The organism is Maribacter sp., from assembly GCF_039968975.1.
Classification (GTDB): domain Bacteria; phylum Bacteroidota; class Bacteroidia; order Flavobacteriales; family Flavobacteriaceae; genus Maribacter.
The window spans coordinates 1-13988 of sequence record NZ_JBDVOT010000126.1; the positions used below are offsets into that span (position 1 = coordinate 1).

At 35.0% G+C, this 13988-nt stretch carries 12 protein-coding genes; 6 read left to right on the top strand and 6 right to left on the bottom strand.

The genetic code is table 11. From position 1 onward, the window contains the following. Window positions 1–55: 55 nt before the first annotated feature. From pyk to ABJI11_RS08280, 5 genes are all read right to left on the bottom strand, one after another. Window positions 56–1498, bottom strand: coding sequence for a pyruvate kinase (gene pyk / locus ABJI11_RS08260; RefSeq protein WP_348351135.1), 1443 nt, complete (start codon window positions 1496–1498; stop codon window positions 56–58). 2 nt (window positions 1499–1500) lie between these two features. Next, window positions 1501–1965 (bottom strand): IPExxxVDY family protein, encoded by a 465-nt coding sequence (locus tag ABJI11_RS08265; protein WP_348351137.1) that lies wholly within the window; start codon window positions 1963–1965, stop codon window positions 1501–1503. Window positions 1966–2080: 115 nt separating this feature from the next. Further along, a complete protein-coding gene (gene rnc, locus ABJI11_RS08270; RefSeq protein ID WP_348351139.1) occupies window positions 2081–2815 on the bottom strand; it encodes a ribonuclease III in 735 nt (244 codons plus the stop codon). A gap of 8 nt (window positions 2816–2823) precedes the next feature. Next, the gene (gene fabF, locus ABJI11_RS08275; RefSeq protein ID WP_348351141.1) at window positions 2824–4074 is read right to left on the bottom strand and encodes a beta-ketoacyl-ACP synthase II; all 1251 of its coding nucleotides are present in this window, start codon (window positions 4072–4074) and stop codon (window positions 2824–2826) included. A gap of 106 nt (window positions 4075–4180) precedes the next feature. After that, window positions 4181–4414, bottom strand: coding sequence for an acyl carrier protein (locus ABJI11_RS08280; protein WP_008269813.1), 234 nt, complete (start codon window positions 4412–4414; stop codon window positions 4181–4183). Window positions 4415–4703: 289 nt separating this feature from the next. On the opposite strand from ABJI11_RS08280, the gene ABJI11_RS08285 reads away from it, so the two are divergent. From ABJI11_RS08285 to ABJI11_RS08300, 4 genes are all read left to right on the top strand, one after another. Further along, window positions 4704–5279: a phosphoribosylglycinamide formyltransferase gene (locus ABJI11_RS08285; protein ID WP_348351143.1), complete on the top strand. Its 576-nt coding sequence runs from the start codon at window positions 4704–4706 to the stop codon at window positions 5277–5279. Next, window positions 5279–5914 carry a ribonuclease H family protein gene (locus ABJI11_RS08290; RefSeq protein ID WP_348351145.1) on the top strand — a complete coding sequence of 212 codons (636 nt, stop codon included), beginning with the start codon at window positions 5279–5281 and terminating at the stop codon, window positions 5912–5914. Before ABJI11_RS08285 ends, ABJI11_RS08290 begins: the two co-directional genes overlap by 1 nt. Before the next feature lie 114 nt (window positions 5915–6028). Further along, window positions 6029–6955 (top strand): PfkB family carbohydrate kinase, encoded by a 927-nt coding sequence (locus ABJI11_RS08295; RefSeq protein WP_348351147.1) that lies wholly within the window; start codon window positions 6029–6031, stop codon window positions 6953–6955. A 46-nt stretch (window positions 6956–7001) separates the two neighbouring features. Next, window positions 7002–8900, top strand: a complete 1899-nt coding sequence (locus tag ABJI11_RS08300; protein WP_348351149.1) for an amidophosphoribosyltransferase — start codon at window positions 7002–7004, stop codon at window positions 8898–8900. A gap of 864 nt (window positions 8901–9764) precedes the next feature. Here ABJI11_RS08300 and ABJI11_RS08305 read toward each other — a convergent pair. Beyond that, window positions 9765–10373 carry a superoxide dismutase gene (locus tag ABJI11_RS08305; protein ID WP_348351151.1) on the bottom strand — a complete coding sequence of 203 codons (609 nt, stop codon included), beginning with the start codon at window positions 10371–10373 and terminating at the stop codon, window positions 9765–9767. Between the two features lie 119 nt (window positions 10374–10492). Between ABJI11_RS08305 and ABJI11_RS08310 the strand changes: the two genes are divergently transcribed. Further along, entirely contained in the window at window positions 10493–13588 is a 3096-nt protein-coding gene (locus ABJI11_RS08310) for a UvrD-helicase domain-containing protein (protein ID WP_348351153.1), read from the top strand. 6 nt (window positions 13589–13594) lie between these two features. After that, on the top strand, window positions 13595–13988 hold a 394-nt coding region (locus ABJI11_RS08315), incomplete at its 3' end, for an aminotransferase class I/II-fold pyridoxal phosphate-dependent enzyme (protein ID WP_348351155.1).

Sequence of the window (13988 nt, forward strand, 5' to 3'; positions counted from 1 at the left end):
AAAAGGGTCGCTAATTAGCGACCCTTTTTCATAAACTATAAATATTAAAATCTGACTAAATATCGCCCGATTCTATTTCACTTACTCTTAAGGTATTCACCATACCTTTATCTTTAATAGGCATTGCCGCAAGGCTAATGATCATATCACCAACTTGTAAGTATCCCTTATTGAAAGCTATACGGTTTACATCATCAACAGTATCATCTGTAGACACAAATTTATCATAGTAAAAAGCTTTTACACCCCATAACAAATTCAATTGTGTAAGTATTCTTCTGTTTGATGTAAATACCAAAATATGTGCACTTGGTCTCCAAGCAGAAATTTGAAAAGCAGTATATCCACTATTTGTTAAGGTTGAAATTGCCTTCGCCTCAATATCGTTTGCCATTGTAGCGGCATGGTAACAAATAGATTTAGTAATGAATCTCTTTGTACGAATATGTGGTGGATCATGCGGTACATGAATTAAATCTGACCCTTCTACGCTTTCTAAAATACTTGACATTTTTTCGATAACTTGAACAGGGTAATTACCTACAGAAGTTTCTCCAGATAGCATCACTGCATCTGCACCATCCATTACTGAATTGGCAACATCATTTACCTCAGCTCGTGTTGGCGTAAGGCTAGTAATCATTGTCTCCATCATTTGAGTTGCAATAATTACAGGTATTCTGGCTTTCTTAGCTCTTAGTACCAATTGCTTTTGAATCAACGGAACCTCATGTGCAGGAACTTCTACACCTAAATCTCCACGAGCTACCATTAAACCATCACAATAAGCAACAATTTTATCGATATTCTCTACAGCTTCTGGCTTTTCAATTTTAGCAATGATTGGAATTTTATGCTCAGAATGTTTATTGATAATGTTCTGAAGATCAATTAAATCTTGACTAAAACGAACAAAAGAAAGTGCGATCCAATCTACCTCTAAAGAAATAGCGAACTCTGCATCTTTGATATCTTTTGGGGTAAGTGCCGGTAAAGATATATTTGTATTAGGAAGGTTAACACCTTTTTTAGATTTTAACGGCCCACCTTGTATTACCTTGGCCAGAACCTCATCTTGTCCATTAGTTTTAACAACCTCGAACATTAATTTACCATCATCTAAAAGAATACGCTCCCCAGCTTTTACATCTCTTGGAAACTCTTTGTAATTCATGTAAACACGTTCGGCAGAACCTTCAAAAGGCTCACCCGTAACAAATGTTATTTCATCACCTGGGCTAACTACAACGTCACCTGCCATTACGCCTACACGTAATTTTGGTCCTTGTAAATCTGCTAAAATAGATGTGTACGTATCCATTTCATCATTTAACTCACGTATCATGTTTACGCGCTCTTTTACATCATCGTAATCTGCATGAGAAAAGTTAATTCTGAATACATCTACTCCTGCATCAATCATGCTCCTGAGTACCTCTTTCTTGCTAGTTGCAGGACCTAATGTCGCTACAATTTTCGTCTTTTTTACAGTTGGCATATTTAAAAAATTAGATTGTTCTTTGATTTTAGTTTGTCAGTACTTAATTCATATGCTGCCATAACTCTGGGCAACATTAATATGTTCTTTAATAAGGAGTTTATATCAACATCCTTCTCTGTTTCTATTTTTAATAGATAGTCAACATCTTTATACTCAGGTATGAGCCTAGGCATTTTATATGTTGTTTCATTCTTAAACAAATCGTCATGAACTATGAGCTCTTTTTCGGTACTATGATTGGCAATTAATATCCAATACATATCATTATACTCATCTTCCCATTCAAAAATGGGGAACGATTTATTCTCATCAAGAATAAAATTTTTTTTTGCTCTTACAAATTTTGCCTTAATAGTTTTATTTAAGCCGTAGGCCAATGCAAAATCTTCTAAGGTAGTGTGTAAAGCGATAAGGCTAAAAGATTCATCATAAAAATCATCATTTATTTTATAAGTCGTAGCCATACTTCAACAAAACGGTAAATATAGAACTTCTAAGCTATAAAGCCTAGTTAGATAAATTGATAAAAACACATTAAAAGTTAATAAAATGTTAGCTTTTTATCAATTTGTTAAATGATTAATTTCCCATTTTATCCTGCAAAGCAAAAAAGGCTCTTTTCGAAGCTCTTTCTTCAGCTTTCTTCTTTGAAGTTGCCCTTGCTTTTGCCACAACGCTACCACCTATTGAAAGTTTAACAGCAAAATGTTTTAAGGGGTCGTTGCCTGTGTCTTCATAAACATCGAAATCAAAAGTTTTCTTTTTCTTTTGACACCATTCGATTACCAAACTCTTATAACTTATGACCCTACCTTCTAATTGTTCAATATCAACATAGGGGTCTACGACTCTCTTATATATAAATTTTTCGCAGTATTTATAACCGCGATCCATATATATTGCGCCGACTAGAGCCTCGAACACATTACCATGTATATTTTGGCCAAAATGTGATTTTGGTATTCTACTTTCCACAAAATTAATCAAACCTAGGTCTTTACCTAACTCGTTTAAATGTTCTCTACTAACAATTTTAGATCGCATTTTAGTAAGATAACCTTCATCGCCCTCTGGTACTTCATTATAAAGATGCTTAGATATTATGGTACCTAACATAGAATCTCCTAAGAATTCTAAGCGTTCATAATTCATAGCATTACCCTCTTCATCTTTTTTATTCATTGACCTATGAAGAAAGGCTTTTTTATAAAAAGACAATGTTTTAGGCTTAAAACCTAAAATTTTGGTTATTCCCAAAAAAAAATCCCCATCCTCTTTTGGATGGGAATTAAATAAGTTTGTGGGAAATGACATAAAACTAATTAATCAATTTTCTTAAAAACCACACATGCATTGTGTCCACCAAAACCGAATGTGTTACTCATGGCAACTTTTACATCTCGTTTTTGAGCTTTGTTCAATGTAAGGTTTAAACTAGGATCTATATTCTCATCTACCGTGGTATGGTTAATGGTTGGCGGTACAACACCATGCTCCATTGCCAATATCGATGCAATTGCTTCGATAGCGCCAGCCGCACCTAATAAGTGACCGGTCATAGACTTGGTAGAATTGATATTTATTTTCTTGGCATGTTCACCAAATACCTTGGTAATTGCCTTAAGTTCCGCTACATCACCTAAAGGTGTTGAAGTACCATGAGTGTTTATGGCATCAACATCTTCAATTGACATACCTGCATCTCTTAAACAATTTTCCATTACTCTAACTACACCAATACCATCTGGGTGTGGCGCCGTCATATGGTAAGCATCGCTTGACATACCGCCACCTGCTACTTCTGCATATATTTTTGCTCCTCTAGCAACAGCGTGCTCATATTCTTCAAGAACCAAAGCTCCTGCTCCTTCACCTAAAACAAAACCATCTCTGGTTGCATCAAAAGGTCTTGAAGCCGATTCAGGACTATCGTTTCTTGTTGATAATGCATGCATTGCTCCAAAACCACCCATACCTGCAATGGTTACAGCTGCTTCACTACCACCGGTTACAATAACATCACAATGACCTAAACGTATATAGTTCAAGGCATCTATCATTGCATTGGCCGAAGAGGCACAAGCTGAAACTGTTGTATAGTTAGGACCCATAAAACCATGTTTTATAGATATGTTACCCGGTGCTATATCAGCAATCATCTTTGGTATAAAAAATGGATTGAATCTTGGTGTACCATCACCATTGGCAAAATTCATGACCTCGTTCTGGAAAGTTTCCAATCCTCCGATTCCTGCTCCCCAAATTACACCAACACGAAATTTATCAACTTTTTCTAAATCTAATTTAGAATCAAAAATAGCTTCGTCAGAAGATACAAGTGCATACTGTGCAAATCTATCTAACTTACGGCCTTCTTTTCTTTCAAAGTGATCTTCGGTCTTGTAATCCTTTAGCTCACATGCAAATTTTACCTTGAATTTTTCCGTATCGTAATAAGTAATTGGTGCTGAGCCACTTTTACCGTTGACCAGTGCATTCCAATACTCCTCAATATTATTACCTATTGGGGTAAGTGCCCCCAAACCTGTAACTACAACTCGCTTTAACTGCATTTAACTTTTATTTGTTTAAATCTAAACCAAGCGTAAATTAAAAAAAATTATCCATGCGGAGCGTTTACCACATGGATAATTTGAATTCTATTTAAGAAAACATGCTTTACTTCGCTTCTTCTATATAGCTGATCGCTTGACCAACAGTTGCGATATTCTCAGCTTGATCGTCTGGAATTTGAATATCAAATTCTTTTTCGAACTCCATTATCAACTCTACTGTGTCTAATGAATCTGCGCCTAAATCGTTAGTAAAGCTAGCCTCGGTTACCACTTCGTTTTCATCAACTCCTAATTTATCAACGATGATAGCTTTAACTCTTGATGCAATGTCTGACATAATAATATTTGTTTTAAAAATTTAAATTGAAGGCAAAAATAAAAAACTTTGGTTTAATTACACTAATTGTCGTTAAAATGTATGGTAATTTAATAAAATTAAAGACATGTGCTGTAATTTTACCATATTAATATTTTGTTTCGGTAACGTTGATAAAAGGTATTAAAAAGTAGTGAGGTATTAGAACTGTAAATGGTAATCGTTTTTTTCTAAATTCTGACAAGCTTTAAATTTGCTTTATTTGCCGATTTTAATTTCATTGTTCGCTCTCTTAAAAAGACCACTTCTATTGAAAACCAAAAAAATTATTCTTTTTGCCTCAGGTTCAGGATCTAATGTTGAAAACATTGCCAACTATTTTAAACTCCGCAAAGATGTTACTATATGCTGTGTATTAACTAACAAAAGCGATGCCAAAGTCATTGAACGCTGTAACAGACTTGAAATTAATGCCTTATTTTTCAATAGACAGGCATTTACTAAAAGCGACTTTATTCTTAATATGTTACAGTCTTTAGAACCTAACCTTATAGTATTGGCCGGCTTTTTATGGAAAATACCAGAATCTATCACCAATGCTTTCCCAAAGCAGATTATAAATATTCACCCTGCACTGTTGCCTAAATATGGCGGCAAAGGTATGTATGGCATGAACGTTCATAATGCAGTCAAAGAGCATAAAGAGACCGAAACCGGTATTACCATACATTATGTAAATGCACATTATGATGAAGGGGCGATTATTAAACAAGCAAAAGCAACTCTTACCAATAACGACACTGCAGAAGATATTGCTGCCAAGGTTCATCAACTAGAATATGAGTACTTCCCAAAAGTTATTGACGAAATTTTAGCGATACAATAATGGCGAAAAAGGGAAAATTCTATGTTGTTTGGAAAGGTAAAAAGCCAGGCATCTTTGATTCATGGAAGGAATGCAAAAAATCTATTGCAAACTATGCCGGTGCAGAATACAAATCTTTTGAATCTTTTGAAGTCGCCAAAAAAGCCTACAATGGTAATTATGCCGATTTTAAAGGAAAGAAAAAAAACACTTCTACCTTATCTAAAGAAGAATTGGCAAAAATAGGTTTGCCAAATTACCATTCCATTTCTGTTGATGCGGCTTCTAGCGGAAACCCCGGAGTTATGGAATACCAAGGTGTAGATACCAAAACGGGTAAAAAACTATTTAAACAAGGACCTTTTCCTCAAGGCACCAATAATATTGGAGAGTTTTTAGCACTGGTCCATGGACTAGCATTTTTGAAAGAGCGCAATAGTGACCGCATTATCTACACAGATTCTAGAACGGCCATGAGTTGGGTGCGCAAAAAAAAATGTAATACCAAATTAACAGCATCTACCAAAAACAAAAATCTTTTTGAGCTCGTAGCTAGAGCTGAGGACTGGTTAAAGAAAAATAAATACACTACCGTTATCGTAAAATGGGAAACAAAGGCTTGGGGAGAAATTCCTGCTGATTTTGGTAGGAAATAATTGGCATTTTATATCAACAATTCACCTTTGATAACTATTACAATTTGTATTTGAAAAACCATTTTAATTAGCCCTTCAAAATCGTATATTTGCAGCTTAAATTTTTACAATTTTATGGGCAAGCTTTTAATAGTAGGTACTGTCGCTTTTGACGCCATCGAAACTCCTTTTGGCAAAACAGATAAAATTTTAGGCGGCGCAGCCACCTATATTGGATTAGCCGCATCTCAATTCGAGGTTGATTCAGCCATTATATCTATAGTCGGTGATGATTTACAACAAGAATATTTAGATCTTTTAACCGATAGAGGTATTGACATTTCTGCTTTAGAAATCGTAAAAGGTGGTAAGACATTCTTTTGGAAAGGTAAATACCATAACGATTTAAATTCTAGAGACACCTTAGTTACAGAACTAAATACTTTAGAAGACTTTAACCCTGTTGTTCCTGAAAATTACAATGATGCAGATGTTGTAATGTTGGGCAACCTTCACCCAATTGTTCAATTAGGTGTGATCAACCAAATGAAAAAACGACCTAAATTAATCATCTTGGACACCATGAATTTTTGGATGGACAACGCCCTAAATGATTTAATGGAAGTTATTAAACAAGTAGATGTACTAACTATTAATGATGAGGAAGCTAGACAATTAACTGGCGAATACTCTTTAGTTAAGGCAGCACAGAAGATTTTTACCATGGGTCCAAAATACGTGGTGATCAAAAAAGGAGAACACGGCGCCTTATTATTTAACGAAGACCAAATTTTCTTTGCACCGGCATTACCTTTAGAAGAGGTTTTTGACCCTACAGGTGCAGGTGATACGTTTGCAGGTGGCTTTTCAGGATACTTGGCAGCGACCAATGATAGCTCTTTTGAAAATATGAAGAAGGCTATTATTCATGGATCTAATTTAGCATCCTTTAGTGTAGAGAAATTTGGCACAGAAAGAATGATTGATTTAGATCGAAAAGAAATTAGAGAGAGGCTGCATCAGTTTAAAAAACTGACTCAGTTTGACATAGAATTACAATAATACCTTAGCCCCAAAATATTTTGGGGTTTTTTTAATACCAAAAACAATGAGTGACGCAATTAAGCATGAGTGTGGTATTTCTGTAATACGGTTGTTAAAACCCTTAGAGTATTACAAGGAAAAGTATGGAACAGCATTTTATGGTGTAAATAAAATGTATCTAATGATGGAAAAACAGCACAATCGTGGTCAAGACGGTGCGGGTTTCGCCAGTATTAAATTAGATGTTAAACCAGGGGAACGTTACATGAGTCGCGTACGTTCTTGTCAGCAGCAACCTATACAAGATATTTTTGCCCAAATCAACGATCGTATTAATACGGAACTTAAAGAGCATCCGGAGTATGAAGATGATGTGGCATTGCAAAAAAAGCATATACCTTATATAGGAGAACTACTTTTAGGACATGTACGTTATGGTACATTTGGCAAAAACAGTATTGAAAGTGTACACCCATTCTTAAGACAGAACAATTGGATGCACCGTAACCTTATCGTTGCAGGTAATTTCAATATGACCAATGTTCATGAACTGTTCGACAATCTTATTCAGCTAGGACAGCACCCAAAAGAAATGGCAGATACCGTTACGGTAATGGAAAAGATTGGTCACTTTCTTGATGATGCGGTTGCTAAATTATACAAGCAAATAAAAAAAGAAGGTTACACAAAACAAGAAGCCTCCCCAATAATTGCCGAACGCTTAAAGGTGTATAAAATATTAAAAAGAGCTGCCAAAAATTTTGACGGTGGTTATACTATGGCGGGTTTGTTAGGCCATGGTGATGCTTTTGTACTTAGAGACCCTAGCGGAATTAGACCTGCGTATTACTACAGAGATGATGAAGTTGTCGTAGTAGCATCAGAAAGACCAGCTATACAAACGGTTTTCAATGTGCCTTATGATGAAGTAAAAGAGTTAGACCCAGGTGCCGCAATCATCATTAAAAAAGATGGCACAAGCGATATTAAACAAATTCAAGAACCTAAAGAGCGTAAAGCCTGTTCTTTTGAACGTATTTATTTCTCTAGGGGTAGTGATAAAGAAATTTACCAAGAACGTAAAGCTTTAGGTAAATTAGTATTTCCTCAGATTTTAGAATCTATAAACGAGGACATTAAAAATACCGTGTTCTCATACATACCAAATACGGCAGAAACTTCTTTCTACGGTATGGTGAAAGAAGCTCAAAACTATCTGAACAAGAAAAAGGAAGAGCAAATATTAGCTTTGGGTACTGGTATTACCGGTGAACAATTACATGAAATATTAGATGTAAGACCAAGAATAGAGAAAGTAGCCATTAAAGATGCAAAACTGAGAACTTTCATTACTCAAGACAGTAGCAGAGATGACTTGGTAGCCCATGTTTATGACATATCATATGGTTCAGTAAAAAAAGGGGACAATCTTGTTATAATTGATGATAGTATTGTTCGTGGCACAACGCTTAAAAAGAGTATTCTAAGAATATTGGACAGATTATCACCTAAGAAAATTATCGTGGTATCATCTGCTCCGCAAATAAGATACCCGGATTGCTATGGTATTGATATGGCAAAACTGGAAGACTTTATTGCTTTCAAAGCAGCATTGGCATTACACGAAGACAACAACTCAATGCACATTGTAGAAGATATCTATAAAAAATGCTTAACTCAAGTTGATAGTCATGATAATGATGTCATCAACTACGTGAAAGAATTCTATGCTCCGTTTACGGCAAAGGAGATTTCTAAGAAAACCGGTGAGTTATTAAGTCCTGACGGAATAAAAGCAGAAGTTTCCATTATTTACCAAACTATTGAAAACTTACACGAGGCATGCCCTAAGAATTTAGGAGATTGGTATTTTACCGGTAATTACCCAACACCAGGTGGAAACAGAGTAGTTAATAGAGCATTCATAAACTTTTACGAAGGAAATAATGAACGGGCTTATTAAATAATATATCGATGAAATGCACTTGCTTTGTGTATTTCATCGACGAATATAGCATTTTATCGACTGAATGGTCGATTTGACTTAACCAGCTTTACTTTTAGAGCTACCATAGCATAAGTAGGTTAAGTTCATGGTAAGATTTGGGGCAAAAAAGGTGGAGATTTCTCCGCCTTTTTTATTTTCTAATATTTCATACGGTACAGTATTGTAATCCGTTTCTTCACATTACCCTCTTTAACGTTATTACGAGACGTTCAGCCAATACCTTTTACATTGATTAGCATGCAGATTACATTTACAGAACCATAGCATAAGTAGGTTAAGTTCATGGTAAGATTTGGGGAAAAAGGCGGAGCTATGCTCCGTCTTTTTATTTTATACTAATTTCTATCTCCACCAGTATACTAATCATCCTCAATATTTAAATCTAGTAGTACAACCTAAGTTTGTGACGTACAACGATCAGCTTATCATAAAATAGTGAATGCATATATATTTACAGAACCATAGCATAAGTAGGTTAAGTTCATGGTAAGATTTGGGGAAAAGACGGAGCTATGCTTCGTCTTTTTATTTTATACCAATTGGCTTATAAAACAGCTAGTTACCCCTTACAACCCACCCCTATAAAAACATCTTCATCTAAATAAAAGTTAATTTTTTTCTCAAAAATCCTTTTTTTATTTACTCAATACCAGTAATTTAGTCTTGCCATAGCATAAGTAGGTTAAGTTTATGGTAAGATTTGGGACGAAAAGGGTGGAGACTTCTCCGCCCTTTTCTATTTTAAAACCAAAAAAAACCACTCATGAATAATTCATAAGTGGTTTCTTACAAGATAGTTAAGAATATTTCTACTCTTTCTTATTTGTTACTTGCGTATCTTTTTGATACCTCATCCCAGTTAATGATATTGAAAAATGCTTCAATATAGTCTGGTCTCTTGTTTTGGTAATTTAAGTAATATGCATGTTCCCAAACGTCTAATCCTAAGATTGGCTGTCCTCCACATTCAACACCTGGCATTAAAGGATTATCTTGATTTGGTGTAGAACATACCTCTACTTTACCACCTTCATGAACACATAACCATGCCCAACCAGAACCAAATCTAGTACCTGCCGCCGTAGTAAATTTATTTTTGAATTCTTCAAAAGAACCATAAGCGCTATCAATTGCAGCTGCTAATTCTCCACTTGGCTTTCCGCCTCCGTTTGGAGATAAGATTGTCCAGAACAAAGAATGATTATAAAATCCGCCACCATTATTTCTAACAGCACCGTTACTCATATCCAAACCAGTTAAAATATCCTCTATAGACTTACCATCAAGGTCCGTACCTTCAATAGCAGCATTTAACTTCGTTGTATAACCGTTATGATGTTTTGTATGATGTATTTCCATTGTCCTTGCATCAATATGAGGCTCAAGAGCATCATAAGCGTAAGGCAATTTTGGTAGTTCAAAAGCCATAATTTATGTATTTTTAGATTTATATTAATTGTATTTCAAAGTTACGGATTTTAACATTTATATTCACGTAATAATTTGTTAAGAACTGTACAGGAATCCTTAATTTGCGGTAAAAATCTGTGTCTAGTAATTCTTTTACCATATACAATGCTTCTGCGGGATCTGGCAAAACCTATGCTCTTGCCAAGGTATACTTGAAAATTATACTGGCTTCTCCTCAAAATTTTAGAAAGATTTTAGCTATCACATTTACCAACAAAGCGGTAAATGAAATGAAACATAGAATCTTGAACAGCTTGTTCGAATTCTCTAATACCACGTCTATTGAAGATGCAAATCCGTTATTCAATGACATCTTAAATGAAACTAGTTATACCTTTGAAGAATTACCCGCACTAAGCAAACTTCGGTTAAAACAAATATTACACAATTACGCCTTTTTTGATATTTCTACCATTGATAAGTTTACACACAGACTAATAAGAACTTTTGCAAAAGACTTAAAAATCCCGCAAAATTTTGAGGTGGTACTTGATGTGGATCTTCTTTTACAAGAAGCCGTTGAACGTGTAATCAGCAAAGCAGGTGAAGACCCAGAATTCACAAAGGTGCTTTTAGATTTTGCTTTAGAAAAAATTGAAGATGACCGTAGCTGGGATATTGGATTCGATCTTTTAAAAATAGGCAAACTCATTTTCGATGAAAACAATGCAGAACATTTAAAGCAATTAAAAGATGTTGAATTAGGCGACTTCCTAAAATTACAAACACATCTTAAAAAACAAACAAAAACTCTAGAGGCACGTATTATTGAACTAGCCTCTGCTTCTATTGATACTATCACTGCAACAGGATTAGACCTTAAAGATTTCCCAAGAGAAACATTACCTAATCATTTTAAGAAAATAATAGCCGGCAACTTTACGCCTACCCAACTATACAATAACAAACTAGAGGATAATTTAATTCAAGGCAAAATTGTAAAAGCTACTGTTAAAAATGCACCAGAAGATTTAGCTCCACAACTACTTCAGCATTACCAAGCCATAAAGCAATTGATTTATAAAAGGGGACTCTATGCCAATATCAATAGAAACATTATCCCTTTTGCATTGTTGAACGCCATTCAAAAAGAACTGAAGATTATTCAAGAAGAAAAAGACCAACTGTCTATTTCAGAATTCAACACCCTAATTGCCAAAGAGGTCAAGGATCAACCTGCACCGTTTATTTACGAGCGACTTGGAGAAAAGTACCGTCATTACTTTATAGATGAATTCCAAGATACTTCACAAATGCAATGGGAAAACCTCATTCCTTTAATTGGGAGTGCCATGGAGGGTGAAGATGAATTAGGAAGCACCGGCTCCCTATTTTTGGTGGGCGACCCAAAACAAGCTATTTATAGATGGCGTGGTGGTAAAGCAGAACAGTTTCTAGAACTGGCAACACACCAAACGCATCCGTTTACCATAGCATCAGACCTGGTAACTTTACCCAAAAACTACAGAAGTTATGCAGAAGTCATCAATTTCAACAACAACTTTTTTCAAAGTATAAGTCCATTTTTAGAGAACGACATTTACCAAGAGTTCTTTAAAAAAGGAAATACCCAAGAAACCAATCAGAAAGAAGGTGGCTATGTACATATCTCCCTGTTAGAAGAAGATAACGATGACGAATATGCTGCAAACACCTTAGCGACTATTCAGCAATGCTTAGACCAAGGCTACACCTACAGTGACATCTGTATTATCATTAGAAAGAAAAAGCATGGTCTACTGTTGGCAGATTTTTTAATGCAGCATAAAATACCTGTTGTTTCGTCTGACTCTTTGTTACTTAGCGAAAGTGCAAAAGCAATTTTCTTGGTGCAGCTTATTCGATATATGGTTCAGCCTACTGAACAAGAGATTCAATATGAGATTTTAAATTTTCTATCTGAAGGAAAAAGTGATAAACACGCTTATATATATGAGAACCTTGGCAAGCTAGATGACCACCTGTTAGAAGTATATGGATTTGATGCTTCTAAACTTAGACAGGCTTCGGTGTTTGACGGATTAGCTTATGCCATAAAAACTTTTGACCTCATCCCTTCTTCAGATGCTCACCTTTCTGCTTTTATGGATCTTGTTTTTGACGTGGAACAGAAATATGGTTCAGATATGCAGTCTTTTTTAGATTATTGGGACAAGAAAGGTAATTCGGCAAGCATTAGTACACCAGAAAATATTGAATCGGTACAGATCATGACCATTCACAAATCTAAAGGTTTAGAGTTTCCGGTAGTTATTTTTCCATATGCCGATTCTAACGTTTATGAAGAAATTGATCCTAAATTATGGCTTCCGGTAAATAAAGAGGAATTTCTCGGCTTTTCTGAAGTTCTCATCAATAAAAAGCAAGAAGTACAAGAATATGGCGAGCTAGAATCTTTGCTGTATGAAATAGACCATCAGAAATTACAGCTAGATGCTTTCAACCTTTTGTACGTAGTACTTACCAGAGCGGTTAAAGCACTATTTATCATTAGCGCCAACAAACTAGATAAAAAGGGCGAACACAATACCAATTACTACTCTGGGCTATTTATTCATTTTTTAAAGAGTATTGGCGAATATCAACAAGATAAATTATCATATGATTTTGGTGAATTACCGCTACAAAGTACTAAAAAGCAAACTAGTACAGATCAATTAACTATACCTTATATATATACCAATAAAAATAGACCCGATTTTAAGATTCTTGCCCTAGCAGGTACTTTATGGGATGAAGGTTTAGATATTGCCATTAATCAAGGTAATGTTATACATTATATATTAGGCGCTATTTACACGACCTCGAATTTAGATAGAGCAGTACAAATGGCACTACAAAAAGGACTGATCAAAGAACAAGAAGTAAACGGGATAAAGGAAATTGTAAAAAAGGTCATCTTTCATAAAGATTTGACGCAATTTTACCAAAGTGATGTAGAGGTATTAAATGAACGCGACTTATTACTTGCAGATGGTACCGTTCAAAGACCAGATAGGGTAGTGATTAAAAATAACCACGCTACCATTATAGATTATAAAACTGGGGAACAAAACACCAAATACCATCATCAAATAAATGCATATGCCCAAAGTTTTTCAAATATGGGTTACACAATTGATCACAAAATCATTGTATACATTAATACAGAAATAGAATTAGATTATATATAAAGGAATATGTACGGAAAAATCAAAGAACATTTACAGCAAGAAATTGAGAACATTAAAAATGACGGACTCTTTAAAGAGGAAAGGGTAATTGTTTCTCCACAAGATGCCGTTATAAAAATTAATACAGGACAAGAGGTTATAAATTTTTGTGCCAATAATTATTTAGGTCTTTCATCTCACCCAGATGTTATACAAGCCGCTAAAGATGCTATGGATACACATGGCTTTGGTATGTCTTCTGTTCGTTTTATCTGTGGTACACAAGATATTCATAAAACCTTAGAACAAAAGATTGCACATTTCTATGGCACAGAGGATACAATATTATATGCTGCTGCCTTTGATGCTAATGGCGGAGTGTTTGAACCTTTGCTTACTGCAGAAGATGCCATCATATCTG

Bases quoted from the DNA above. Each gene is read 5' to 3' on its own strand.
- fabF (WP_348351141.1), bottom strand. From the start codon at position 4,074: ATGCAGTTAAAGCGAGTTGTAGTTACAGGTTTGGGGGCACTTACCCCA.
- pyk (WP_348351135.1), bottom strand. From the start codon at position 1,498: ATGCCAACTGTAAAAAAGACGAAAATTGTAGCGACATTAGGTCCTGCA.
- ABJI11_RS08300 (WP_348351149.1), top strand. From the start codon at position 7,002: ATGAGTGACGCAATTAAGCATGAGTGTGGTATTTCTGTAATACGGTTG.
- ABJI11_RS08295 (WP_348351147.1), top strand. From the start codon at position 6,029: ATGGGCAAGCTTTTAATAGTAGGTACTGTCGCTTTTGACGCCATCGAA.
- ABJI11_RS08280 (WP_008269813.1), bottom strand. From the start codon at position 4,414: ATGTCAGACATTGCATCAAGAGTTAAAGCTATCATCGTTGATAAATTA.
- rnc (WP_348351139.1), bottom strand. From the start codon at position 2,815: ATGTCATTTCCCACAAACTTATTTAATTCCCATCCAAAAGAGGATGGG.
- ABJI11_RS08305 (WP_348351151.1), bottom strand. From the start codon at position 10,373: ATGGCTTTTGAACTACCAAAATTGCCTTACGCTTATGATGCTCTTGAG.
- ABJI11_RS08290 (WP_348351145.1), top strand. From the start codon at position 5,279: ATGGCGAAAAAGGGAAAATTCTATGTTGTTTGGAAAGGTAAAAAGCCA.
- ABJI11_RS08265 (WP_348351137.1), bottom strand. From the start codon at position 1,965: ATGGCTACGACTTATAAAATAAATGATGATTTTTATGATGAATCTTTT.